Annotated in this window: 19 protein-coding genes and 1 other annotated feature; of the genes, 15 read left to right on the top strand and 4 right to left on the bottom strand. The window is 42.3% G+C overall.

Going from position 1 to position 25,601, the window contains the following annotated elements:
• The 3 genes from hemB to JOD21_RS07485 all read left to right on the top strand — a co-directional run bounded on the left by hemB (nucleotide 1) and on the right by JOD21_RS07485 (nucleotide 3,491).
• On the top strand, nucleotides 1–981 hold the full coding sequence (gene hemB, locus JOD21_RS07495; RefSeq protein WP_204729020.1) for a porphobilinogen synthase: 981 nt from the start codon (nucleotides 1–3) through the stop codon (nucleotides 979–981).
• Nucleotides 982–999: 18 nt separating this feature from the next.
• Nucleotides 1,000–2,298 (top strand): glutamate-1-semialdehyde 2,1-aminomutase, encoded by a 1,299-nt coding sequence (gene hemL / locus JOD21_RS07490; protein WP_204729019.1) that lies wholly within the window; start codon nucleotides 1,000–1,002, stop codon nucleotides 2,296–2,298.
• 299 nt (nucleotides 2,299–2,597) lie between these two features.
• Entirely contained in the window at nucleotides 2,598–3,491 is an 894-nt protein-coding gene (locus tag JOD21_RS07485) for a hypothetical protein (RefSeq protein ID WP_204729018.1), read from the top strand.
• Here JOD21_RS07485 and JOD21_RS07480 read toward each other — a convergent pair.
• Complete coding sequence (locus tag JOD21_RS07480) at nucleotides 3,473–3,664, bottom strand: hypothetical protein (RefSeq protein ID WP_204729017.1); 192 nt, start codon at nucleotides 3,662–3,664, stop codon at nucleotides 3,473–3,475. The genes JOD21_RS07485 and JOD21_RS07480 overlap by 19 nt on opposite strands.
• 106 nt (nucleotides 3,665–3,770) lie before the next feature.
• Nucleotides 3,771–3,993: a binding site (T-box leader), on the top strand.
• Between the two features lie 52 nt (nucleotides 3,994–4,045).
• On the opposite strand from JOD21_RS07480, the gene JOD21_RS07475 reads away from it, so the two are divergent.
• The 5 genes from JOD21_RS07475 (at nucleotide 4,046) to JOD21_RS07455 (ending at nucleotide 14,443) form a co-directional block, all read left to right on the top strand.
• Nucleotides 4,046–6,685 carry a valine--tRNA ligase gene (locus JOD21_RS07475; protein ID WP_204729016.1) on the top strand — a complete coding sequence of 880 codons (2,640 nt, stop codon included), beginning with the start codon at nucleotides 4,046–4,048 and terminating at the stop codon, nucleotides 6,683–6,685.
• Nucleotides 6,686–6,742: 57 nt separating this feature from the next.
• Nucleotides 6,743–8,029 (top strand): bifunctional folylpolyglutamate synthase/dihydrofolate synthase, encoded by a 1,287-nt coding sequence (locus tag JOD21_RS07470; protein WP_204729015.1) that lies wholly within the window; start codon nucleotides 6,743–6,745, stop codon nucleotides 8,027–8,029.
• 114 nt (nucleotides 8,030–8,143) lie between these two features.
• Nucleotides 8,144–9,853, top strand: a complete 1,710-nt coding sequence (locus tag JOD21_RS07465) for a sensor domain-containing diguanylate cyclase (RefSeq protein WP_204729014.1) — start codon at nucleotides 8,144–8,146, stop codon at nucleotides 9,851–9,853.
• Between the two features lie 99 nt (nucleotides 9,854–9,952).
• Complete coding sequence (locus JOD21_RS07460) at nucleotides 9,953–13,516, top strand: Ig-like domain-containing protein (RefSeq protein WP_204729013.1); 3,564 nt, start codon at nucleotides 9,953–9,955, stop codon at nucleotides 13,514–13,516.
• A 51-nt stretch (nucleotides 13,517–13,567) separates the two neighbouring features.
• Nucleotides 13,568–14,443, top strand: a complete 876-nt coding sequence (locus JOD21_RS07455) for an ankyrin repeat domain-containing protein (RefSeq protein ID WP_204729012.1) — start codon at nucleotides 13,568–13,570, stop codon at nucleotides 14,441–14,443.
• A 28-nt stretch (nucleotides 14,444–14,471) separates the two neighbouring features.
• On the opposite strand, the gene JOD21_RS07450 is transcribed toward JOD21_RS07455, so the two are convergent.
• From JOD21_RS07450 to JOD21_RS07440, 3 genes are read right to left on the bottom strand one after another with little or no spacing between them, the layout of a single operon-like run.
• Complete coding sequence (locus JOD21_RS07450) at nucleotides 14,472–16,094, bottom strand: type II secretion system GspH family protein (protein WP_204729011.1); 1,623 nt, start codon at nucleotides 16,092–16,094, stop codon at nucleotides 14,472–14,474.
• Between the two features lie 12 nt (nucleotides 16,095–16,106).
• Entirely contained in the window at nucleotides 16,107–16,706 is a 600-nt protein-coding gene (locus JOD21_RS07445) for a prepilin-type N-terminal cleavage/methylation domain-containing protein (protein WP_204729010.1), read from the bottom strand.
• On the bottom strand, nucleotides 16,699–17,202 hold the full coding sequence (locus JOD21_RS07440; protein ID WP_204729009.1) for a prepilin-type N-terminal cleavage/methylation domain-containing protein: 504 nt from the start codon (nucleotides 17,200–17,202) through the stop codon (nucleotides 16,699–16,701). The genes JOD21_RS07445 and JOD21_RS07440 overlap by 8 nt, the downstream gene beginning before the upstream one ends.
• Before the next feature lie 92 nt (nucleotides 17,203–17,294).
• Here JOD21_RS07440 and JOD21_RS07435 point away from each other — a divergent pair, with 92 nt between their 5' ends.
• The 7 genes from JOD21_RS07435 (at nucleotide 17,295) to JOD21_RS07405 (ending at nucleotide 25,516) form a co-directional block, all read left to right on the top strand.
• On the top strand, nucleotides 17,295–18,701 hold the full coding sequence (locus JOD21_RS07435; RefSeq protein ID WP_204729008.1) for a phage holin family protein: 1,407 nt from the start codon (nucleotides 17,295–17,297) through the stop codon (nucleotides 18,699–18,701).
• A 108-nt stretch (nucleotides 18,702–18,809) separates the two neighbouring features.
• A complete protein-coding gene (locus tag JOD21_RS07430; protein WP_204729007.1) occupies nucleotides 18,810–19,517 on the top strand; it encodes a PRC-barrel domain-containing protein in 708 nt (235 codons plus the stop codon).
• Between the two features lie 18 nt (nucleotides 19,518–19,535).
• Nucleotides 19,536–21,002 carry a VanW family protein gene (locus JOD21_RS07425; protein ID WP_204729006.1) on the top strand — a complete coding sequence of 489 codons (1,467 nt, stop codon included), beginning with the start codon at nucleotides 19,536–19,538 and terminating at the stop codon, nucleotides 21,000–21,002.
• An 18-nt stretch (nucleotides 21,003–21,020) separates the two neighbouring features.
• Nucleotides 21,021–22,676, top strand: coding sequence for a GspE/PulE family protein (locus JOD21_RS07420; protein WP_204729005.1), 1,656 nt, complete (start codon nucleotides 21,021–21,023; stop codon nucleotides 22,674–22,676).
• 11 nt (nucleotides 22,677–22,687) lie between these two features.
• Nucleotides 22,688–23,713 (top strand): type IV pilus twitching motility protein PilT, encoded by a 1,026-nt coding sequence (locus JOD21_RS07415; protein ID WP_204729004.1) that lies wholly within the window; start codon nucleotides 22,688–22,690, stop codon nucleotides 23,711–23,713.
• A gap of 12 nt (nucleotides 23,714–23,725) precedes the next feature.
• Nucleotides 23,726–24,937 carry a type II secretion system F family protein gene (locus JOD21_RS07410; RefSeq protein WP_204729003.1) on the top strand — a complete coding sequence of 404 codons (1,212 nt, stop codon included), beginning with the start codon at nucleotides 23,726–23,728 and terminating at the stop codon, nucleotides 24,935–24,937.
• Nucleotides 24,938–25,030: 93 nt separating this feature from the next.
• On the top strand, nucleotides 25,031–25,516 hold the full coding sequence (locus JOD21_RS07405; RefSeq protein WP_204729002.1) for a prepilin-type N-terminal cleavage/methylation domain-containing protein: 486 nt from the start codon (nucleotides 25,031–25,033) through the stop codon (nucleotides 25,514–25,516).
• Nucleotides 25,517–25,601: the final 85 nt, after the last annotated feature.

Genomic DNA, 25,601 nt, shown 5'->3' with positions numbered 1-25,601 from the left:
ATGAAAGACTTATTATTTGACCGGCACCGCAGACTGAGAGGATCTGACGCGCTGCGTGCAATGGTTCGTGAAACATGGCTTCGTCCGGAAGATTTTATCTATCCGCTTTTTGTTGTGGAAGGAGAAAACATTCACCGTGAAGTTCCTTCAATGCCGGGTGTCTTCCACGTATCACTTGATGGTGTGATGGATGAGATTAATGAATGTCAATCTCTTGGTATCAAGTCTGTCATCCTTTTTGGTGTGCCAAAAGAGAAAGACGCAGTCGGCTCTCAGGCCTATGCAGAAGAAGGGATTGTACAGCAGGCGACCAGACTGATTAAAAAGGAAGCGTCTGAAATGGTTGTGGTAGCAGATACGTGTTTGTGCCAATATACTGACCACGGTCACTGCGGCGTAATTGAAGATGGTAAAGTGCTGAATGATCCTACACTTGATCTGCTTGCAAAAACGGCTGTCAGTCAGGCAAAAGCGGGGGCTGATATTATTGCACCATCAAATATGATGGATGGCTTTGTCGCTGCAATCCGCTATGGTCTTGATGAAGCAGGCTATCATGATGTGCCAATTATGAGTTATGCGGTTAAATATTCTTCAAGCTTTTACGGACCTTTCAGAGATGCAGCGCACAGCTCGCCTCAGTTTGGCGACCGTAAAACTTATCAGATGGATCCTGCCAACAGACTTGAGGCACTCCGTGAAGCAGACTCTGATGTAAATGAAGGAGCAGATTTCCTGATTGTAAAACCTGCACTTTCATACCTCGATATTATGAGAGAAGTCAAAGATCGTCACACACTTCCTGTTGTTGCTTATAACGTGAGTGGTGAATACTCAATGATAAAAGCAGCTGCAGCAAACGGCTGGATTAACGAGCAGGAAGTTATTCTTGAAAAACTGACAAGCATGAAGCGTGCCGGTGCAGATCTGATTATTACGTACCACGCGAAGGAAGCTTCACGCTGGCTGAAAGATCAATAAACACAAAGGAGCGATATCATGCGTTCATATGAAAAGTCACAGGAAGCATTTAAAACAGCATCTGAATTAATGCCAGGAGGAGTCAACAGTCCTGTCCGTGCATTTAAATCCGTGAATATGGATCCTATTTTTATGGAAAAAGGGAAAGGATCTAAGATTTACGATATTGACGGTAATGAATATATTGATTATGTCCTGTCATGGGGACCTCTTATTTTAGGGCATGCAGATGATCATGTCATTGAAGAAATTAAAAAGACTGCAGAAAGTGGCACGAGCTTCGGGGCACCAAGTCTTGCTGAGAATAAGCTGGCAGAGCTGGTCATCGAACGCGTACCATCGATTGAAAAAGTGAGAATGGTTTCTTCAGGTACAGAGGCAACCATGAGTGCGCTCAGACTGGCAAGAGGTTTCACGGGGCGTGACAAAATCGTTAAATTTGAAGGCTGCTATCACGGTCATGGCGACAGTCTTCTGATTAAAGCAGGTTCAGGTGTTGCAACACTTGGACTGCCTGATTCACCCGGCGTTCCTGCGAGTGTAGCACAAAATACGATTACGGTTCCTTATAATGACTTTGAATCCATTCAGTATGTATTTAAAGAATACGGCAGCGAAATTGCAGGTGTCATCGTTGAACCTGTTGCCGGTAATATGGGCGTTGTGCCACCGGTTGAAGGTTTTATGGAAGAACTGAGAAAACTGACGACTGATCACGGCTCACTGCTGATTTTTGATGAAGTAATGACAGGGTTCCGCGTAGGCTATCATTGCGCTCAGGGACACCTTGATGTAACACCCGACCTGACTTGTCTTGGAAAAGTGATCGGTGGCGGTCTTCCGGTTGGCGCATTTGGCGGTCGTAAGGATATTATGGAGCACATTGCACCGGCAGGGCCAATCTATCAGGCAGGGACACTTTCAGGTAACCCGCTCGCGATGGCTGCAGGCTATGCTACACTGTCCCAGCTGACTGAAGAAAGCTATCACGGATTTGTTGAATATGGAGATAAGCTTGAGGCCGGTTTTGCTGAACTTGCCAAAAAGTATGATATCCCTCACAGCGTGAACCGTGCAGGGTCAATGCTGGGCTTTTTCTTCACAAATGAGAAAGTAACAAACTTTGATAAAGCAAAAACGTCTGACCTTGAACTGTTCGGTGAGTTCTACAGACTGATGGCAGAAAACGGCGTCTTCCTTCCACCGTCACAGTTCGAAGGCTGGTTCCTCTCAACTGTGCATGGTGAAGCAGAGCTTGACCGTACACTAAAAGCAGTCGAAGCATCATTCAAAGAAATCGCATCAAAAAGATCATAATAATTTTGGCTATATTAAAGCCCAATGTTGTTTTAGCACAGCTGGTGATTGGAGCGGAAGGGGGACGACTCCAGCAGGAGAAGCGTGACAGGTGAGACCCCACAGGCGAAGCCGAGGAGGCTCACCGCACGCCCTGCGGAAAGCGTTCCCCCTGCAGCGGAAATCAACAGCCATCTTCAACAGAGCTATAATTTTAAAAAGCAGGGCAGTGGATTGTATATCTACTGTCCTGCTTTTTATATCATACAGGCCTCTTTTCATTCATAAGCTGTAAGAGCAATGATCTAAAGGAGGCACCAATGACAAAAAACACAGTATATCAACTTCAGGAGAACATCGTTTTTAAAGGGGAACATATTCTGAGTGAGCTGCGTACGCTCTCATTCGAACCGAGCGTGTCAATAACAGAACACGCTGATCAGGTCGTAGTGGAAGGAACCCTGCATTTAGCAGGCGAAGGCAGTTATTTAACAGTTGAAGGAACGCGCGACTATGAATATCCTGAAGTGCAGGAATCGACTGTTATGGAAGAGCTTGTGTTTTTTGAACATCACTTCCCATTATCGATCTCCATTTCTTCAGCAAGGGTGGAAAGAAAGCAGGATGTGGAAGTGTATATTGATCATGTTGACTATGAGCTTCCGGAACCAGGTGTGCTGCAGGTAACTGCAGATATTATGATTGAGGGGATATCTGAGCCGAAGCGAGAAGAAGCCAGATTGCTGCCGAACCAGCCTGAAGAATGGTCAGGAGAGGGTCTGACCGAACTAATGACAGAGGAACCGCAGGAAGCTGAAACCGAAGAGCCTGCCCTGACTGATGAAGAGGTACAGGAAGAAATAACTGAACTGCCGGATAAGCAGGAGGCAGTTGAGGCACGCGCGGAACCTGCAGCACAGGAGGAATCAGTGCCGGAAGAGACGGAACAGATAGAAGAACGTGAAGAAGAGGAAGATGATGAATATAAGAAACATGATGAAGATACGTTTGCCCGTTTCATTCAGACGCTTGAAGAAAATCGGACCATCATTAAAATACATATCGCCCAGCAGGATGAAACACCTGAAATGGTTGCTGAGCGCTATGGGGTACCGATGCTTCAGCTGATGAAAAGCAACCAGTTTGAATCGAGAAGGCCATTCAACAGAGGAGAACTGATCTGGATTCCCGCCCCTCAGATCCATTCAAAGTGAAGCACACAGGCAATGCCGATCAGAATTCCTAAGATCAGCACGTCGATCGTGGATGGTATTAGTAAAAGCAGGACAGCCTGAAAAATACAAATTGGAATAATAATTGTCTGCAAATAGCAGCGGCATTTTTTCCACCATGGCGGTTTGGGTTTTGGGAGCATTCTTTTACCCATAACAGACTCCTTTCATGTATGCGTACTGTTATCATATGCACAGTGGTGTTTTTTGCGATTTTTATTGACTAAACAGGCTGATTTTGATTATGATAGATGATATAAAACAGATGCATTGATCAGGAGTAGTACGCAGTTTGTCATTCTTCAGAGAAGAAATTCATTTGGTGAGAGAATTTCCAGAACAGACCCTGCAGAAGTCGCCTGTAAGCAGTACTGGTGAAATTTCAGTAGCCCGTGCCGGTTAGAAGCCGTTATCTTAATTAAGTGCACAGACACCAGTCTGTGTAAAAAGGTGGTACCGCGAATCAAATCCCTTCGTCCTTTTACGACGAGAGGGATTTTTTTGTTGTTAAAATTCCTATATATGGAGGTAATCATATGAATGAAACATCAATGCCGACAAAGTATGATCCGAAGGCGATAGAAGAAGGCCGCTACGAATGGTGGCTGAAAGAAAAAGTATTTGAAGCAACAAGCGATGAGAGCAAAGACCCTTATACCATCGTAATCCCGCCGCCAAACGTAACAGGTAAACTACATCTTGGACACGCGTGGGATACAGCACTGCAGGATATCCTGACACGTATGAAGAGGATGCAGGGCTATGACGTACTATGGCTGCCGGGTATGGACCACGCCGGAATTGCTACGCAGGCAAAAGTTGACCAGAAGCTGCGTGAACAGGGTAAATCCCGCTATGAAATGGGCCGCGAAGCCTTTCTTGAAGAATCATGGAAATGGAAAGAAGAGTACGCTGAACATATCAGAGAGCAATGGTCAAAGCTTGGACTCGGTCTTGATTACAGCCGTGAACGATTTACACTTGATGATGGTCTTTCAAAAGCTGTACAGAAAGTATTTATCGACCTTTATAATAAAGGGCTGATCTACCGCGGGGAGTATATCATTAACTGGGACCCTGCAACAAAAACAGCTTTATCAGATATTGAAGTGATTCATAAAGACGTGCAGGGTGCTTTTTATCATATGAGATATCCACTTACTGATGGCAGTGGACATATTGAAATTGCAACAACACGTCCTGAGACAATGCTCGGTGATACAGCAGTAGCTGTTCATCCTGACGATGAGCGTTATCAGCATCTGATCGGCAAAACGGTGAAGCTGCCAATCGTTGGCCGTGAAATCAAAATCGTTGCTGATGACTATGTTGATATGGAGTTTGGTTCAGGTGCTGTGAAGATTACACCTGCTCACGATCCAAATGACTTTGAAATCGGTAATCGTCACAATCTCGAACGCGTACTTGTGATGAATGAGGACGGTTCGATGAATGATAATGCAGATAAATATCAGGGTATGGACCGTTTTGAGTGCAGAAAGCAGATCGTCAAAGATCTTCAGGAAGACGGCGTACTGTTTGAAATTGAAGAACATCTTCACTCAGTTGGACATTCAGAGCGAAGCGGTGCGGTTGTAGAACCTTATTTATCAACACAGTGGTTTGTGAAAATGGAGCCGCTTGCGAAACAGGCAATGGATATTCAGGAAACTGAAGATAAAGTTAATTTTATTCCAAACCGCTTTGAAAATACGTATATGAGATGGATGGAAAATATCAGAGACTGGTGTATTTCAAGACAGCTCTGGTGGGGACACAGAATTCCAGCGTGGTACCATAAGGAAACCGGAGAGCTTTATGTTGGAGAAGAGGCACCTGAAGACATTGAGAACTGGAATCAGGATGAAGATGTACTCGATACATGGTTTTCTTCAGCGCTATGGCCGTTCTCAACAATGGGCTGGCCGGACGAGGCATCAGCTGACTTCAAACGTTATTATCCAACATCAGCACTTGTAACAGGGTACGATATCATTGCGTTCTGGGTGTCACGCATGATCTTCCAGGGTGTTGAATTTACAGGGCAGCGTCCATTTAAGGATGTATTAATTCATGGTCTTGTACGTGATGCAGAAGGTCGTAAGATGTCTAAGTCTCTCGGTAACGGGATTGACCCTATGGATGTGATTGAACAGTATGGGGCTGACTCACTGCGCTACGTCCTGACAACCGGTTCTTCACCTGGTCAGGATCTTCGTTTCTCAATGGAACGCGTTGAATCGATCTGGAACTTTGCTAATAAGATCTGGAATGCTTCAAGGTTTGCACTGATGAATATGGACGGTCTCACATATGAAGAGATTGATCTCAGCGGAAAGAAATCTGTTGCTGACAAATGGATTCTGACCCGTTTGAATGATACAGTTGAAAACGTCACGAGTCTCGCTGAGCGCTATGAATTCGGTGAAGTCGGCCGTACGCTGTATAACTTTATCTGGGATGATTTCTGCAGCTGGTATATTGAAATGGCGAAGCTGCCGCTAAATGGGGAAGACGCGGAAGCGAAGAAGACAACGCGCTCAATTCTTGCTCACGTTCTGGATCAGACAATGCGTCTGCTCCACCCATTCATGCCGTTTATTACTGAAGAGATCTGGCAGAACCTGCCTCACCAGGGCAAGTCTATTACAGAAGCAGCATGGCCTGAGGTGAATGAATCCCAAATTGACCGTGAAGCGGAAGAAGAGATGAAACTGCTCATAGAAATTATTCGTTCTGTACGTAATATCCGTGCTGAAGTAAATACGCCAATGAGTAAAAAAGTCAGCTTGCTGATCCGTGCAGCGAATGACCAGACAGCAGAGCGCCTACAGAAAAATGAAGCTTATCTTGATAAATTCTGTAATCCTGAAAACCTGACAATCGGAACAGAAGTAAAAGCGCCTGAAAAAGCGATGACTTCAGTTGTGACTAATGCAGAATTAATTTTGCCGCTTGAAGGTTTAATTAATATTGACGAAGAGATTGATCGTCTTGAAAAAGAACTTGATAAGTGGACAAAAGAAGTTGAAAGAGTGGAAAAGAAACTAGGCAACGAGCGCTTTGTAAGCAAGGCACCTGAAGCTGTTGTAGAAGAAGAACGAGCAAAACAAAAAGACTACCAGTCAAAACAGGATGCTGTAAAAGCGCGTATTGAAGAGCTGCGTACAGTATAACTATATCGGGCGGATAGACGTAACTGTCTGTCCGCTTTTTTAAGGAGTGAACTTGATATGATTGAGACTTTTGAAGAAGCAGTAAGCTGGATCCATGGAAGACTCAGACTTGGGATCAAGCCCGGACTTGAGCGGATGGAATGGATGATGGAGCGGCTTGGGAATCCACATTTGAACATTAATGCAGTTCATATAGGCGGAACAAACGGTAAAGGTTCAACGCTCAGTTTCTTAAGAAATATTTTAGAAGAGGCTGGATATACGGTTGGTACATTCACATCACCTTATTTTGAAGTATTTAACGAAAGGATTTCTGTTAATGGAAAGCCTGCTTCTGAAGAAGACTGGACTTCACTTGTAAATATAATCAAACCGCTCGCAGATGAACTTGAAGATCATGAGCTTGGCGGACCGACTGAATTTGAAGTGATTACAGCCATGATGTTTTATTACTTTGGCGAAGTGAAGCAGAAGGATTATGTGCTGATTGAGGTGGGGCTTGGCGGAAGGTTTGACTCTACAAATATCGTAAACCCGATTTGCACCTGCATTACATCAATCGGACTGGATCATGTTAATATTCTCGGACATTCTTATGAAGAGATTGCATTTGAAAAAGCAGGGATTATAAAAGCAGGGATTCCGCTGGTGTTTAACGTTAAGCATGATGGAGCCCGCGAAGTTATTTTAACTCAGGCTGAAATAATGAAGGCTCCTGTCTTTGAGCTCGGTGAACAGTTTCACGCAGTTCATGAAAAGACTGACAGTGAAGGTGAATTGTTCACATATAATGAATATCTTCACTTAAAAATATCGATGAGTGGTGCTCATCAGGTTGAAAATGCTTCTCTTGCTGTAGCGATTGCGAAGCTGGCAGAGCCGGAGCTCGAAGATAATATCATTCGTAAAGGTATTGAAAAGGCATACTGGCCGGGGCGGTTTGAGAAGGTCGGTGAAAACCCTCTTGTAATCATGGATGGCGCTCATAACCCTGAAGGCATCGACACGATGATGCAGACAATTCATGAAAAGTACCCTGAAAAATACGTGCATTTTATTTTTGCAGCTGTGTCAGATAAAGACCTGACAAATATGATTAGTAAACTCGATCAACACGCTGATCAGATTACCTTTACATCTTTTGATTTTCCAAGGGCAGCAAAGGCAGAGTCGCTTTATGAGTTGAGTAATCATCATAATAAACAGGCAGTTGAAAACGCCGATTGGATGACTGAGCTCAATCAATCAGAGGATGCACTTTATATGATTACGGGCTCGCTATACTTCTTATCCGGGATCTATAAAGACGTGAAACGCTTATTAAAAGCTGAGACTAAGAAGTAAACAATAATTAATAGAATATTTACATTTGTTAAATATTATGTGACGAGTTGAAAATAATTTGGTATGATTATTGCTGAATGAGTCTATTATCATACAAAAAAGAGGTGAGGTAAGATGAAAGAAGTGTCTATTTCTGTAAAATGGGCATTATGGATTATATGGCTGATTACGTTTCCAGCCGGTGTATATATGGCATTTCAGATTACTCCGCTTCCTGATCTAGACTGGCGGATTGTCGTATCTCTGATCCTGCTGGCAGTTATTTCAGGTTACCTCCCTTTTAAAGTAGATCACTCAACAATCTTTATTATTCACTGGATTAATCTTGCCGCATTTTTAACATATGGTTTATTTTATGAATTAATTTTAATGCAGATTGTACTGATTCCATTATTGATCAAATCACGGATTACTTATAAAACGGCTTATCGTTTTCCTTTGAATTCAACAATGTTTATGCTGATCAGTCTGCTGGCGGGACTTGTTTACAGGGTTACGGGAGTTACAACAGAAGACGGCTTCTGGCCACTGATGTTCGCAGCAGGTGCTTATATATTTATCCATATATTCGCTAATCATATTTACCTGTATATGTTTAACCGTTTAATCGGAAACAGATATCCATTTTTCAGCGGTGATATCAGAATGGACTATATCTCTACGATGCTCAGTATGCCATTTGGCCTCGCGCTTTATTATCTGCTGGCTGATATTGGATCAGCGGCAACGATTTTATTAGGGGTACCGTTTTTAGCTATAACTATTATTTTAAGACTTTATAATACATCTGAACGTGTTAATAATGACCTGGCGAAATCGGCAAAAATTGGTCATCAGCTTGCTGAACGCCTGAATGTAACTGAAGTACTGGATCTGTTTACTTCTAAGCTGGGTGAGCTGATGCCGACAGATTATACATATATACTTGATGTTAATACGAAAGAAGAAAATATGTCACTGCTGAGAAGAATTGAAAACGGTCAGGTGGAATCAAACAATTTGTCTCCAATCCGTAAAGGTGAAGGGATCTCAGGGAAAGTATGGGAAACCGGTGAAGCAAAGCTCTACAATAAAAAATCAGAATGGCTTGAGGAGATGGAAGGTTACATCCCTTCTGATATTGAGAGTATTATCTGTGTACCGATTCAAAGAAATAAAAAAACAGTAGCTGTTTTGCTTGCTGCTTCCAAAAAGAAAAATGCGTTTGGTACTCATTTGATTGCGATATTAGAGATTCTGTGTTCCTATCTTGCAATTGCCATGCAGAATGCAAGAAACTATCAGCGGAATGTGAAAAGAAGTGAGCGCTGTGCCTTAACAGGGTTATATAACTTCAGATATTTCAGTGAGCAGCTTGAAAAGGAATTCGGCAGCCTTGAAAAAGGGCACCTGAATGCACTCTCACTCATTTTGCTTGATATCGATCACTTTAAGAGAGTCAATGATACATACGGTCATGAGAGCGGGAATGATCTGCTGAAAGAACTGGCAGGTCTGTTAATTGAAACAGCTGGAAGGGACGCGCTGATTGCAAGATATGGCGGAGAAGAGTTCGTTCTTCTGCTCAGCGACAAAACAAAAGCCCAGGCGCAAAAGCTCGGTGAAAAAATCAGGATAGCCGTGGAGTCACATCTGTTTGAGATTCAGCATGATCTGAGCACATCGAGAGAGATCATTCATGTGAACCTGACCGTGAGTATCGGTGTTGCGTCTTCGCCGGAAGATACAGATTCTTCAAAGAACCTGCTGAGAAATGCAGACAGGGCACTTTATATCGGTGCAAAACAAAAAGGCCGGAATAAAGTAGCGGTCTATTCGAAGTAATAAATAATCAATATGCGGGGGATGTAAGTTAAAAGTAGGATTTTTAAAATAATGTGTTAAAATGATTATATAGTATTAGTTATAAAGGAGTGGGCTGTTGTGAGGAAACTGGGATATATCCTGTTAACGCTTGTATTAATATGGGTGCCTTACAGCGCCCACTTTTTGAATACGGTGAGTGCGGAGAGCAATTCTGCAAATGATCTGCTCTTTTTGGAGATTACGGTTGATGGTAATACTCAAAACCCTGATTTTAGTGGTGTAAATCAATACAACGTAAAAGTAGATACAATGTCTATGAAAAGATTTGTAGCAGATAGGAAAGCATTAGATGGTAAATATGATGGCATTATTATTGGCCAGGGCAATTATTCCACCCAGGGTGTAATGGGGCGTAACCATAATACCTCAGAAGTGCAAAATGATATCACAAATCTTAAAGCAGAGCAGATTATTAATCAGTTTATTAATAAAAATCAACCCGTTTTTATACATGAAATCAGCATGGATAATGGTGGGGTGCTTGAGCAGAAATTTAATAATATATCAGCTGATGCAGCAGTTTATTATGGTGGCGAAAGCCAGGTCGATTTAAGGGGATGTAATTGGTCTTGGTGGTACGGCTGGTATTGCCCGGAAACTATTACTGATGGACTGTCATTTAATAATGCTTACAAAACATTTATGAATGATAAGTTTTCTAAAAAACCTTCATTTGAAGTGACTTCTAAGCCTTCAGGTTGGAACTCATCTTATTCCAATGCGTATAAACCTGGTGATGAAATCAACTATAAAGTAAATATCCATAATCAGTCATTTAGCCGAATGAAACTCAGGTTATATATTGATCAGGACTTTAACGATCGTTTTGATGCAGAAGAGGTAGTAAAAGAAATAGATGTGAATAGTAAAAATCCTCAGCTGAATTATAAATTGCCATTCGGATTTTCAGGGCCTCGTATGTGGAAGCTTGAACTTGTTCAATCACACAATGACTATGTGCTGAGTAATTATGAAACAGGTGAGTTTTTATTCGAAGATAAGCCTGTTGAAATTAATGTCTTACAAGTTTACAGGAACAGTAACAGTTCTCTTCAAAAAGCAAACAATATGAAACAAAACTACTTAACCCAAAATGGCCAATATAACATTAATATCGATGTAACAGGATTTGATGTGTTTAATAGCAGCCGCGGTTCCTCTGGCCAAAATAATCAAAGTTCTCATGAAGTCATCAATGGCAAGTACGACATGGTTATATTTGGTTTTTCTGATACGTATAACTACGCTAATCTTAGCCAGGGCGCAGTAAATTCATTAAAAAGTTTTATAGAGTCTCAGCAAAGTGTAATGTTTACTCATGATACGATTTTTAACAATAATAATGTATGGGTTAATAACTTTATGGATGCTACTGGCCAGAAGGCGCCTGAGACAAACTTAGGAAACGGAGCTCCTAATACATCAAGAAGCACTAAAAAAGTAAATGAGGGATTAATGACTTCATTTCCATTCGATCTTCCGGAGAATGTAGCAATTGCTACTACACATAACCAGTATTACACGCTGGATCTTGAAGATGAAAATGTGATCCCATGGTATAACATTATTGGTAGTAATCGTGATGTGAATGACAGCTGGAACCACTACTACACATATTCAAAAGGAAATATTACGTATTCCGGTACAGGACATACATCAACTAATTTCCCGGATGCTGAACAGCGATTATTTGTTAATACAATGTACCGTGCGTTCTTTGGCGCTAACCACGCTCCTGAAATCACCGTCATTACACCGGAGAATGAAGAAGTATTCCCAATTAATCAGACAATCCCGGTAAGTTTTACAGTTGAGGACTATGACCTCTCTGCTAAAACCAATGATGTCAAAGTGTATGTAAATGATACACTTGTTCATCACAAAGAAAATTCAAGAAACGGTGAGACGATCAACCTTCAGCTCGAACATGGGATGGAAGAAGAAGGGGAAGTTGTCATCAGAATTGTCGCAACAGATGAAAAAGGTGCGGAAACAGTAGAAGAGCGAACTGTGAGTGTATTTGAAACTGAAAATCTGCTTGAACTATCCAGAACCATTCAACCTGTTAAACAGTTGTATGAAGTCAATAAAGATTTAATTCAGCTGAACTATACACTTGACCCTAAGCCGGTCAGAAGAAGCGAGCTTGCTGGAAAACAATCAATCAGCCTGGAAAATATAGCATTTAGAGAAGTATTTCCACCCAATGTTGAAATTAGTAATCTCCCTGAAGGTTTTACAAAGAGTGGAAGTCTTGAATCCGGTTATACAGTTACAGGGACAATTCCTGAAATCGCTTATACAAAAGATTTTGATGATGCCCAGAATGGTGGATGGCGTGGCGCGGATCCTGTAAGTTTTACAATCGGGATTATTGCAACCCGCGGGGGTAATTATTCCCTTGCTGATTCGTCATTAACTTATGATCAGGTTTACGGTAAAGAAAACAATGGAAATAACAAAAAAGAAAATTATGCCGGAACATTCACCGAAAACTTTAACAGAATTGATTTTGTTGCAGGTTATCCGCTATTGGAAGTGAACTTAACAGAATCAATGGCACTCGATAAAGGGCTGGAGAGAAATCTAGTTGCTTCAGGCGACTTCAGCTATGGACCTGAAGAAGCGGAAGTGGAAAGTATCGAATGGTCCACTTCAGATCCAGGGGTCATCACAGTTACACAGGACGGTATTATAAAAGCGATCGGTAACGGAGAAGCAGTGATTACAGTAACGGTGACAGACGTATTTGGAAATGTCATTACGAAAACATCTAACGTCGCTGTCAGAGTGCCGATTGAATCGATTGAACTCGAAAACGTGGAAGTTTATGTTGGCGAAACAGCTGAACTGCCGCTGACAGTAAATCCAGCTGATGCATCAGGAAGTATTGAGATCACACTTGAAAATAATGATGTCGCTTCAGTTAATACAGCGACACGCACCGTAACCGGACTACAGCCGGGTACGACAAAAGCTGTCGCGCGTGGCATTAACGCAAATGGCACTGAAGTAACAGCTGAAGCCATTATTCAGGTGAAGACCAAGGAAATCACTGCCCTGAATGTAGAGCCTGGTGAGATTACAATCGAAAAGTTTGATCAGTTCGATTCATTTACCGTATCAGTTGAACCTGAATATGCTGACGTTGAAACTCTTACATGGACTTCGGGGGATTCATCCATTGTTGAAGTCGTATCACCTGGTGTCATCAGAGGTGTTGGTGCAGGAACAGCCGTTATTTATATCCAGGCTCCAAATGGTGTGAGAGATGAAGTAACAGTCAATGTCACCTCTCCATTGACTGACGCAGCTTTTGGTAAAGATTCTGTAACGATTAATAAGGGTGACACTTATCCATTGTCTTCAGAACTCGAGCTTACACCTTCTGATGCAACGGATATAGCAAGTATTGTGTATTCAGACGTTACACCAGGAAATGCTAATCCATCTATTACGCTTTTTAACACTGGCGATGTTAAAGGTGAACGTACGGGCAGGAATAATATTGTCCGTGTAACAGTTACTACAGACAGTGGAGAGACTTTCACAGATACCATCAAGGTAATCGTCATCGATGGTGAAAATGTTGAAGATCTTGATGACGGAGACAGATATTAAAAGGCTGAGCAATCAGCCTTTTCTTTTTTATGACATGCAGGGGGTATGACAATGAAGAAAAAATGGACGATTGTGCTGGTTGTGATCCTGCTGATCGTTATGTTCATAACTGTTTATCTGATGAACAGGCCGGGAGAGGTTGACAGCGCAGCGTTATTTGAAGCTATTGCTGATGGTAACACGGAGTCGATTACTGATCTGATAGATGAAGGACAGGATGTGAATGTTCAGAGTGATCAGGGATTAACGGCATTACAGACTGCCATTACCTTCGTGCAGCCGGGAATTGCCCAGCTATTGCTGGCTGAAGGTGCTGATCCTGCACCGGATGACGCATGGCTGACCGCACGTTCCATGATTGATCCGGCAATCGATGAGTCGGGCATCAACGAACAAATGCTTTTACTCCTTCAGGATATGCATGATCGTGATGAAAGTTTGATATATGAACTGAATGATCAGGATGAGACACTCTTATTTGAAGCAGTGAGAATGCGGGACGAAAAACTATTTAACTGGCTGGCAGAGGAGGGCGTTGAGTCTGAAGTGATCAATATTTCAGGTGATACACTGTTTCATACAGCTGCAAGGTATCCATACGACGCTGTGTCATTTGTCACTGAAGCCACTTCTTATTCAGGAGGGAAAGTTAACTCGAATGGTGATAACCCGATGACTGTGGCAGTGAAATCAAACAATCCCGGTTGGATCAGATTTTTTGCAGAAACTGATAATATGAACTGGCAGAATGAAAACGGCTGGACGCCTCTTATGTTTGCAGTTGACTACGGTTTTACAGAAGCGGCTCAAGCCCTCCTTACAATTGGAGCAGACACAGACATTAAGAACAGTAATGGAGAAACAGCAGCAGATATTGCGGCCAATTATGATAACGAAGAAATTAATACATTACTAAATCAGTATTAAAAAAGCAGCGGAGCCTCCGCTGCTTTTACTATTCATTACTGCTCACTTTCCGATAAGCGTCTTCAATGACATCAAGCCTTTCAACTGCAGGAAGGGCCTGAAGCTTATCAAGGAATAACCTCTGATTATTTCTTACGTAAAGCCTGGATTTTTCAAAAGCATCACTATCTTCATTTGAAGCTGTAAAAATAATCTCATCAGCACCCTCAGCAGTATCCCCGCGGAAACTGTTAAATTCGAGTGACCCCTTACTGAATACGCCACCATCAATATATACATATGATCCCACTGAATAAATTTCAGCATTTTCATCAGTATATAAAAAAGCATTTAACTGATTAGGGAACTCCGTAAAATCAGCCGGGTTACTGAAAGAGTTCAGCAACGCAATATCAAGCTTTCCTCTGCTCATCAAAATGAGTTCTCCACCGCCTGGAGGTCTTTTAATATTCGCATTAAAAACAGTTGTATTTCCAAGTGCGTATACAACAGAATCCATCGCCAGATCTCCGCGCAGAATCACGTCTCCGAATACAATCATGTTTGAGCTGATATCTGCAATTTCTCCGGCTGCACTTTCTAATACAAGATCACCCATCACGACCACCCATTTATCAGGGTTAACAGAAAGCGATGACGTATTCAGGAAAGCATCTGAGATAAATAAATGATTTCTGTCAGGCTGCAGAGAAGTGATGACATTTTCTTCGTGTAATACTGTATCTGAAGAAAGTGCATTTTCATATTGCTCCGCATTATCATAGCCTCTAACTGTTAATACAGAACTCCCAGCTGCAACCGCTTCAGTGTCAGCATCGTCGAAAGAAGGATCCAATTCCTTCATTTTCGTTGTGACAGTAGGAATCAGTCTGACATCGATATAATCAGTGGCCTCTCCCTGAACAGGCGATTGATAGCTGAACGAGCCTGCCAGTAAATCCTCAAGAGAGCGCTGTTGCCAGTGCACAGATTTAGAAAACATTCCAGCATTCACATCGAAACATCCCGGTGCACTCCTGTGATCACAACTTGTTGCAATAGCAGTATCTTCTAGAATCAGACTTGACCGCTCCGAAACAGTCGGAAAGTCATTTTTCACAGTATTCAAGCTGCCTTCAAATATATATTTTGCCTCATTCGATATATTCAGTTGATTATTTGCATAAATATCACCGTCAATATACATCCCGCCGTGAAGACTTAATTCGTCGCGTGCGCCTGCTGCATATTTTAAGAAGCTGGGCATAGCGGTAATATAAACGAGTTTTGCATAGTCATCGTTATAACCGTTGCTTCTTATTTCATACACCCGTGTATAATCATTAGTGAGATTGATATCATAATCAGCTGACTTATCTGTAATACTGATATTCAATCCTTCTGAAGTAAGTGAACTGATCACATTATCAAGTTCACCTTGATAAATGGAGCCGGGAGATGAAAATTCATTGTTTTGTATCTGATATTTTAAAATAGCCGTCCCCTGCTCAATCGCTCTGATTGCATCAGAATCCTCTACAATCGTGTCCTCTCTCAGTTCAGTTCGCTGAGTGCTGCCAACTGTTACAGTCAGTAAAACAGCTCCAAGTGTCGTAAACACGAGCACGATCAGCATGACAGTCAACAGTGTATAGCCGGATTCATTCTTCACAATCTTCACCCCTTAATACCCAAAATCCGATCTCAACTGGATAGGTTCCATTTCTTCTGCTACCCGTGTGTTTGCAGGCAGGATAGACAGATTCAATTCAATAATTCCGGTTGGAAGTCCTTCCGGGCATGCGGTCTGGCACTTCATCCGGATAAAGCTGTCTGCCGGCTGTAACACAATTGATTCTCCTGTTAAGACCAGATCAGGTGAGTCGCCAGCGGCTGGACTGCCTGCAGCTTTCTCTCCGGCGGTTATCGTATCAAAAACGATTCTATTCTGTTCAATATAGATATAGGTGTCATCTGATGTGTCGGGCTGCTCAATCAGGTAGTTTTCAACTTCTTTTTCAGAAAAACGTGTCAGCATCACTCCGGATCTGCCATCTCCTTCAAACGGTCTGACAAAATCGGGCTTTTGAGTATACAATTCATTCATAATCATCGTCGCAATATAATCTGTTTCATCACGTGCCTGACCCAGTGATGACGTTTTTTCATAAAGGGAAAGTCCTGAAATAAATACCCCGTAGATCGACGCGCTGAAAATCGCAGCAACAGCAACGCCGGCTAACACTTCGATCATCGTCATGCCATCTTCATTCAATTTATTCACGGCGCAGTACACCCCTGACTGTCGCTTCATCATTTCTCTTTCGTTCCCATACAACCGTTGCTTCAATCTGGATCATTTCATTTTTTAATGCTTCTGTCTGTTGCACAGTATCAGCTGAGTAAAATGAAAGCTCCACCTCAGCAGTATACGACTGATTATTAATGACAGGTTCGAACACGGCAAGACATGCTTCAGTTTCTTCAAAAAGACTGTCGCCTGAAACCGTTGCGGTACAATCATCTGATGTCAATGTACGAGTATTCCCTGCTGCATTTAGGTAATCCTGAAACCGTAAAAAATCCTGACTTTCTATATAGGTAACAGTATTTCGTGCGACATTACTGCCGACTGTCTGATCCTGGTTCGCAAATGTATAGTTGTAGGAATTCAAAAAGAAAGTCAGAAGTGAAAAGATAATGATATTTAAAAGCGTGATAGAGGCTAAAACCTCAACTAAAGTAAATGCTTTTTTATTATGAAGTATGTAAAAAGACATGCTTTTTCACTTCTTTCAATTTAGATAGTTTTATTATACAATAAGAAACGTATATATCATATGTACTAATTCAAGTGATTAGGAGTGAAGTAATGGCAACTTACATTTTTGCCATCATTGGAATGCTGATCGTGATTCCAGTACTATATTTTCTCCCGCTCGGTTTCTCTACCCGGGGAACGTTTTTGATGGTGGGAATCGCATTCACAGCAGCATTACTCTTTATTTTACTTCAGAATGTGCTGGATATCTGGACAGCATTACTTGCAGGAATCGGATTAATATTGATTAGTACGATTATTTTGCAAAAGAAAGGTGAATCTTTTGTCCTTGAACCAGTTGAACCTGACGATGAAGATATTGAAGCCGAAAACACCAAAGACACATTACATAATGATGATATGACAGGTCAATCGGCTCAGGAAGAAATAGACGAATCATCCGATACAATTATACATACTGAACAGTGGATGGATGAAACAGAAGAGCCAATGCCTGATGAAGAAGCGGAAGATACACTTTCAGCAGATGAATTGACTGAAGTGTCTGAACAGGATATAAACACTGAAGCGTCAGACACACCAGAGGTACTCGAATCAGATGATGTGGAAGAACTGCTTGAATCACGCAATCATTTCATGCTCTCAGATGAGGAATTAGAAGAGTTACAGCCACCTGATGAAGACATCGATGACCCAGAAGAAGAATCGTCTGAGGCAGAAGAAGTGTTAGATATGGACCGGTCGTGGCTTGAAAGTGCTGCAGTATATGATACAGATATTGCAGCCCCTGAAAATGTAAAGGTTGAAAAGCCTGAAGAAAACAGCGATTTACATGACGATATACCAGAGCCGGAAGAATCAGAAGATGAAACGCCTCTTTTCAGTAATCTGACACTTGAAGATGATTCAGATGAAGATCAAGAGGACACTGAAGAAAAAACAACGGAAGAGAATACAGCTTTATCTGATCAACAAATTGATGCAGTAGACTTTGAGGAACTTCTGTTAGATGAAGATCTGGAGGAAGAAGAGCCTTCATCAGACGAAGAGCAAAAAGAAACTGAGGACTCTTTCACAGACGAAGAGCCTGATCCGGCAACTGTCATAGCGTCTGCTGATGTAATGGACTTCTCAATTCCGGAAGATCAATTCTCATCTGAATCGATTGAGGATGTTACAAGTGCGGCTGATGAAATTGAACTACCTGAGTCTCCTCAGCCGGCTGTGGTGGATGAACAGATCTTTAACCTCATCACATCAGAATTTGAATCCTATCACGGGTCGGATATAAAAACACTGGAAGATGAAATACGTGAAACGTTACACCTCACTGATGATCTTTCACAGCAATTCGCCCTTTACCGGATTTTAATTGAACAGATGATTCTCCAGGATCAGATTCCGGAAGTGCTGGCTTTAAGTAACGAAGTGACAGACAAATTTGATCACGAACTGATCAGAAGCGAAATGAACGAATTGCGACGGATGCTTTCTTAAATTATTTATTAAAGATAAATGCAGTTTCAGAACAGCTGCAGCGGAAATCAACAGCCAACTTTTACAAAGCTAAATGATAAAACTAAAAAAGAATAGGTGTGGGAAATGATGAAAAACAGTACAGAACTTATAGGCCTGCCGGTTATTTCAATTACAGACGGTACAGAGATTGGGACAGTAAAATCAATTGTTGTAAATCCTGAAAAAAGATCAGTGGATTTTATTGCGATCGAACACGAAGACTGGCAGACAAGTGTCAGAGCCATCCCTTTTAAAAAGATAATCGGCCTGGGCGGATATGCGATCACTGTTGAAAACAGCGGTGCTGTCATTGACCTGAATGAAATCCCGATTGCGAATCAGCTCCTGAATAGAAAAATTTCTGTAGCTGATACAAAAGCCATTACGAAAAAAGGGCAATTAGCCGGTGAAATTAAAGAGTATTATTTTAGTGAAGAATCAGGATCAATTGAAACACTTAATATTGATGCAACTGATCAAAGTGGTTTTATTGATGCTGAGTTCGTGATCACATACGGAAAAGATATTATCGTGCTTGAAGAAGAAGCACTGAACGCGATCAGAGATTCAATTGAAGTTGTAAACGCTGAACCTGAAGAAGAAACGTCAAAAGTTGACCAGTTAAAAGAAAAGCAGATGTCTATGCTAGTTGGAAAAACGTTAAAGAATGATGTGACTGATTACAGCGGTGAAAAAATACTCTCAGCAGGTGAAGTGCTGACTGAAGATCAGATTGAAATGACGAAACAAAGAGGGCCTTCTACATTTGCTAAGCTTGCAACTTCGGTTGAATAATGAAAGTTGGTGCATCCAATGAGTCAGAACGTGGCGTTAAAAATGCTGGCAGTTATGCTGCTATCATTTGTGATCATTGCCGGTGCCACGCAGGCAGGACCGGCACTTCTTCCGGGAACAACATCAGGTGAGGAAGTGTTCACTGAAGGGACAATGATTGGTAGAACAAATGTGGCGGGCCTCACAACTGAAGAGGCAGAAGCTGCTGTAATAGAAGATATACTGAACTGGAAGCAGCAGTCAGATCTGGCTGTGGCGTATGGTGATGAACAATCTGTTCTCAGCCCTGAATTAATAGAATTTTTTCCTTCAGAAGCTGTACAGACAGCAGAATCCGGATTATCGAATCCAGTACCGCTGAATGTGAAAATGGGGGATGTCATAACGCTGCTCAGCAGGGATTTCGGCTTACCTGAATCAGATGTGCTTGATCCGATAAAAGTACAGAGTGAGATAGAAAGCCGGATCGCTTACTTACAGCCAGCAGCAGATGACCCGATTGAACTTGAATCACTGCTGTCATCCGGAACAGGTGAAACGTTAATCGCTGAAGCAGCCGGAACATTCACAGTAACTGCAGGACAGCAGAACTATTTATTTGCCCATGAATCAGTCACGCTCTCACCCGGGCAGTATTATTCTGTACTGAATCTATCAAACCAGGTGATTGAATCAGTGGAAGATTACGAGATTACGGATGAAGAACTCTCAAAAATTGCAACTGTTGTCCATACTGCCGTACTTGATACGCCGCTAACCATTGCAGAGCGTCATATCAGTACGCGTCTGCCTGAATATGCGACAGAAGGTAAAGAGGCAAGAGTCACGTCAGCGAGCGGTAATGATTATAAAGTGATGAATGCCACTCAATCTGAATTTACAATCAGCGCTGAGTCCATTCAGGGAACACTCTATGTCAGAATTACAGGGCCTGAACAGCCGTTTACCTATCAGGCAGAGATCAGTGAAACGGATGTCCTGCCATTTAGAACAGTCCGTCAGTACAGTCCGTTTGTTGCTGATGGAGCAGTTGAAGTAACTGAAAATGGCGTGGACGGTCAACTGATTCCTGTAGAGCGGGTGACGTTTGATGCTGATTCCTATGAATTAGAGAGAGAATTTCTCTATGAAGATTTTTATCCGCCGGTTCACCGCGTAGAAGTCAGCAGTCTTGAAACGCCTGAACAGCTGGCAGAAGATGACCAGTCTGAAGATGGAAGCAACCCGGCTGGTAATGACGATCAGGGTTCAAATGGAACTGATGATAACGATAATAACGGAAACAATTCAGGAAATAACTCTGGTGAAAGCAGCTCTGACGGATCCGGTTCAAATGAAACTGGCTCTTCAGGTGGAAATGCTGAAGGTGACAACTCAGAAGGAAATGACTCGTCCGGCGAAAACAATTCTGGTAGTGACGGACAGTCCGGCAGAAAAGAAAATGATCAAAATGAAACTGAAAAAGGGGAACAAAACCCTAAGTAATAGCAAGGGGGAAGGCTGATGGCAGTTCAACCAAAAAAGCGGCTGGGTGATATGCTGATTGAGGCAGGTGTCCTGTCCCAGGAACAGCTGGAGAAAACACTGGCTGAAAAACAACAGCATTTAAAACTTGGTGATGCACTTCTTGAAAGAGGGTATATCACTGAACAGCAGCTGATCGAAGTACTTGAAGTACAGCTTGGTATAGAGCGGGTCAGCCTTTACAGATATCCGTTTGATACAAATCTTTTTACGCTGATTCCAAAAGACGAGGCACAGCGCAAGCTCATTATCCCTTTGAAAAAAGAAGGAGATAAGCTGTACGTTGCAATGAATGATCCGATGGACTTTTATACAATTGAAGATCTGAGATTATCAACCGGCTTTGATATAAGGCCGGTTATTTCTACAAAAGATGATATTATCCGTTCAATTAATAAGTATTACGAGACAGAAGAAGGCTTTGAAGAGCTCAAAATTGAGGAGACACAGGAAGTTTCTGCTCAGGAACTAACCGATATGGAGTCTCCAATTATCAGGCTTGTTAATCAGCTTTTATCAGCTGCCTCTTCTCAGCGGGCGAGTGATATCCATATTGATCCCCAGGAAACGAAAGTGCTGGTCAGAATCCGTGTAGACGGCGTTCTACGTACTGAACGTGTGCTGCCAAAGCATATCCAGGCGATGCTGACAGCCCGTATTAAAATTCTGGCCAATATTGATATCACAGAACAACGGATTCCGCAGGATGGCAGAATTAAGATTAATGTTGATTACAAACCAATTGACTTGCGTGTCTCAACGCTTCCAACCGTTTACGGTGAAAAAATCGTGCTGCGTATTCTTGATCTGAGCAGTTCGCTGAATGATATCCAGACGCTTGGATTTAACAGGTTGAACCTGCAGCGTTTTCAGTCGATGATTGAAAAGCCGACAGGGATTGTACTGATTACCGGGCCTACGGGTTCAGGTAAATCATCAACACTGTATGCAGCATTAAACAAGCTGAACAGTGAAGACGTGAATATTATTACCGTTGAAGATCCGGTTGAGTATCAGCTTGAAGGAATTAACCAGATTCAGGTGAATTCAAACGTCGGACTTACTTTTGCCAAAGGACTGAGAGCGATCCTCCGTCAGGATCCGAACATTATCATGGTCGGGGAAATCCGTGACCAGGAAACGGCTGAAGTTGCGATCAGGGCATCGTTGACCGGACACCTCGTCCTCAGTACCATCCACACGAATGATTCACTTAGTACGGTGACAAGGCTGTTTGATATGGGGGTAGAACCATTCCTGATTGCATCTTCATTAAGCGGTGTAGTGGCCCAGCGTCTCGTGCGGAAAGTGTGCCGTGACTGTGCGGAAAAACACGAAGCATCAGTCAGTGAAAAAGAGATTTTTGCAAAGCGTGGTATTAAAATTGAAACTGTTTATAAAGGCCGTGGATGTACGTCCTGCAATATGACCGGATATAAAGGACGGATTGCCATTCATGAGGTGCTTATGATTGATGAAACAATGAGAAATATTATCTTAAACCGTGAATCTTTTGCGAAGCTTAGAGAAGTGGCGATTAAAAACAAAACGATCTTTTTAATTGATGACGGACTGCTGAAAGTTAAGCAGGGCATCACAACAACAGAAGAGATAATGCGTGTGGCAATAGAATAGGAGCTGTACACATGAAAGAGGAAATTCACTATTTACTGAAAACCGCATTCGAACTCGGCGCGTCTGATATGCACCTGTCAGTCGGATCGCCGCCAGTACTCAGAATTGACGGCAGTCTGAAGAGGCTTGGTAAAGATAAGCTAAAAATGAATCATACTGAGAAAATGGCAGAAGCAATTATTCCTGAAGGGAAATGGGATCATTTAAGAGAGAAAGGTGAACTTGATTTCTCTTATGGTCTGCCAGGGGTGTCTAGATTCCGTGTGAATGTGTATCATCAGCGGAATTGTATGTCACTTGCAATCAGGGTGATCCCAACATCTATTCCATCATTGAAAAGCCTGCAGCTTCCACCTGTGCTTGAAGAGATTTCCCATTACCATCAGGGACTGGTTCTTGTGACAGGCCCTACCGGAAGCGGTAAATCAACAACACTCGCGTCAATGATTCAGCATATTAATCAGACAGAGAAAAAACATATTATCACGCTTGAGGACCCGATTGAATATCTGCACAGCCACGATGGCTGTATCATTGACCAGCGGGAAGTCGGCTATGATACAAAAACATTCGCCAATGGACTCAGAAGTGCACTAAGACAGGACCCGGATATTATCCTCGTTGGTGAAATGAGAGACCTGGAAACGATTCAGACAGCAATCACAGCTGCTGAAACCGGACACCTTGTCTTTGCAACGCTTCATACGTCAAGCGCTGCATCAACTGTTGAGCGGATCATTGATGTATTTCCGCCTGAACAGCAGCCGCAGATCAGACTGCAGCTTGCAAGCGTCTTAAAAGGCGTGATCTCACAGCGCCTGCTGCCTTTAAAAGATAAAAAGGGGCGTGTTGCAGCTGTAGAGATTATGACAAATAACCCGGCTGTTGCAAACCTGATCAGAACTGAAAAAGTTCACCAGCTGCCATCAGTGATCCAGACGTCCATGGCACAGGGTATGCAGCTGATTCAGTCAGCAGTCAGGGAACTGTACGATAAAAATATGATTTCGCAGGAAACAGCGAAGCCTTATATGTAAGGAGAGTCTGTCATGGCACGGTATAAATATGAGGGCAGAACGAAAAGCGGTTTAAAAAAAGGTATCATCTCTGCTGTGACGAGAAAAGAAGCGATCCAGCAGCTTGCCTCTGACGGTATCCGCGTCACAGATATCGAAGAGCAGCAGGAAACCCTGTTAACAAAAGATATCGCAATCGGGAATCCTGTTAAGCTTCAGCATCTGGTTATTTTTGTGCGCCAGTTTTCAACACTGCTGAAAGCCGGCGTAACAGTGGTCGACTCAACAGCTGTACTGGCTAAACAGACAGAAAGTAAAGCGCTGCGAAAAGCACTGATGTCCGTTGAGGCGGAACTGCGTGAAGGTAATACACTGTCAGAATCACTTGCAAAATTTAACCGGATATTCGAACCGTTCTTTATCAATATGCTGAGGTCCGGGGAAGCGACAGGAAATCTGGATGAGACACTCGAGCGGCTTGGGGACCATTATGAGAAGCAGTACAGCACGCGACAGAAAATCAGGTCTGCATTGTCTTATCCGATTGTCGTTGCAATTGTTGCTTTTGGAGTAGTGGTGTTTCTATTAACGTCTGTTGTTCCGACTTTTGTGAATATGTTCGCTGATTTTGGCGGTGAGTTGCCGCTCATCACACAATTTGTTCTAAATGCCAGTGACTTTATGGTGGACTGGTGGTACATCGTCATTCTTATGCTGGCTGCAGTCTTCGCTGGACTTGTAGCACTGAAAAAGCATCCGAAAACAAAATATCAGTTTGATTATGTTGTGCTGAAGATTCCTTTGTTCGGAAAAATGATTCAAAAAGCGATACTCGCAAGAATGACAAGAACGTTAAGTTCGCTATTTTCAAGTTCAGTGCCGATTCTGCAGGCAATGGCGATTTCAGAGACAATTGTTGAAAATGAAGTCATCGCAAAAGTGATAAGGGAATCGAGAGAATCACTTGAACGGGGAAATTCACTGACTGAACCGATGAAAAATCACTGGGCCTTTCCTCCTCTGATTTCACAAATGATACAAATTGGTGAACAGACTGGTTCATTAGACTCTATGTTAGGGAAAGTAGCTGATTTCTATGAAAAAGAAGTTGATCATGCAACAGAACAGCTGAAATCTTTGATAGAACCACTGATGATCGTGTTTCTTGCAGCGATTGTTGGAACAATCGTAACTGCAATCATGGTACCAATGTTTGAAATCTTTAATGACGTACAGCAATATTAAGCACATTTTAGTTATTTTATACTGTATTTTTCATACAGTTATGTAGTAGTATAAAAGACAGGAATAATCTTATTATTAAATGGGGGTACAAACATGTTCAGAAAATTAAAGTCTATCGTAAAAAATGAGCGCGGTCTTACACTGATCGAATTGCTCGCAGTCGTTGTAATCCTGGGAATCATCGCTGCTATTGCGATTCCAGCGATTGGCGGGATTATTGATAATACTCGACAAGACGCTCATGTTGCGAATGCGCAACAGATGATTAGTTCAGCGAAGATTGCTGTAGCTGGTGACAATAATCTGGTTCCGGATTCAGGTAATACTGTTACGATTTCACTTGATGATTTGGAAACAGATGGTTATATTGAAACATTAGAAGATCCGGATGGCGATAATACTACTTATGATAGAGATACTTCTTCAGTAATAGTGGCAGCGGATAATGGTAATCAGCTAACCTATACAGTCTATTTAGACGGTGATGAAAGAGACGTTGAAGATCCGGCTGATGGAGCTGCTGCAGATAGCCATGTAGCTGAAACAGCATTAAATCGTGATGCAGTAGTAAATGACTAAAAAACAAGCCCCCGGGCTTGTTTTTTTACTATCCAAAAGTTCTGAATACGTTATAATAGGATTATCCTATTTTTACATAGGCCAA

The organism is Jeotgalibacillus terrae (assembly GCF_016908195.1).
Taxonomy (GTDB): Bacteria; Bacillota; Bacilli; order Bacillales; family Jeotgalibacillaceae; genus Jeotgalibacillus; species Jeotgalibacillus terrae.
This window is presented reverse-complemented; position numbering and strand designations above follow the sequence as displayed.

Bases quoted from the DNA above. Each gene is read 5' to 3' on its own strand.
- JOD21_RS07440 (WP_204729009.1), bottom strand. From the start codon at position 17,202: ATGTCTTTTTACATACTTCATAATAAAAAAGCATTTACTTTAGTTGAG.
- JOD21_RS07420 (WP_204729005.1), top strand. From the start codon at position 21,021: ATGGCAGTTCAACCAAAAAAGCGGCTGGGTGATATGCTGATTGAGGCA.
- hemB (WP_204729020.1), top strand. From the start codon at position 1: ATGAAAGACTTATTATTTGACCGGCACCGCAGACTGAGAGGATCTGAC.
- JOD21_RS07470 (WP_204729015.1), top strand. From the start codon at position 6,743: ATGATTGAGACTTTTGAAGAAGCAGTAAGCTGGATCCATGGAAGACTC.
- JOD21_RS07435 (WP_204729008.1), top strand. From the start codon at position 17,295: ATGGCAACTTACATTTTTGCCATCATTGGAATGCTGATCGTGATTCCA.
- JOD21_RS07480 (WP_204729017.1), bottom strand. From the start codon at position 3,664: ATGGGTAAAAGAATGCTCCCAAAACCCAAACCGCCATGGTGGAAAAAA.
- JOD21_RS07415 (WP_204729004.1), top strand. From the start codon at position 22,688: ATGAAAGAGGAAATTCACTATTTACTGAAAACCGCATTCGAACTCGGC.
- hemL (WP_204729019.1), top strand. From the start codon at position 1,000: ATGCGTTCATATGAAAAGTCACAGGAAGCATTTAAAACAGCATCTGAA.
- JOD21_RS07455 (WP_204729012.1), top strand. From the start codon at position 13,568: ATGAAGAAAAAATGGACGATTGTGCTGGTTGTGATCCTGCTGATCGTT.
- JOD21_RS07425 (WP_204729006.1), top strand. From the start codon at position 19,536: ATGAGTCAGAACGTGGCGTTAAAAATGCTGGCAGTTATGCTGCTATCA.
- JOD21_RS07430 (WP_204729007.1), top strand. From the start codon at position 18,810: ATGAAAAACAGTACAGAACTTATAGGCCTGCCGGTTATTTCAATTACA.
- JOD21_RS07485 (WP_204729018.1), top strand. From the start codon at position 2,598: ATGACAAAAAACACAGTATATCAACTTCAGGAGAACATCGTTTTTAAA.
- JOD21_RS07405 (WP_204729002.1), top strand. From the start codon at position 25,031: ATGTTCAGAAAATTAAAGTCTATCGTAAAAAATGAGCGCGGTCTTACA.
- JOD21_RS07475 (WP_204729016.1), top strand. From the start codon at position 4,046: ATGAATGAAACATCAATGCCGACAAAGTATGATCCGAAGGCGATAGAA.
- JOD21_RS07410 (WP_204729003.1), top strand. From the start codon at position 23,726: ATGGCACGGTATAAATATGAGGGCAGAACGAAAAGCGGTTTAAAAAAA.
- JOD21_RS07465 (WP_204729014.1), top strand. From the start codon at position 8,144: ATGAAAGAAGTGTCTATTTCTGTAAAATGGGCATTATGGATTATATGG.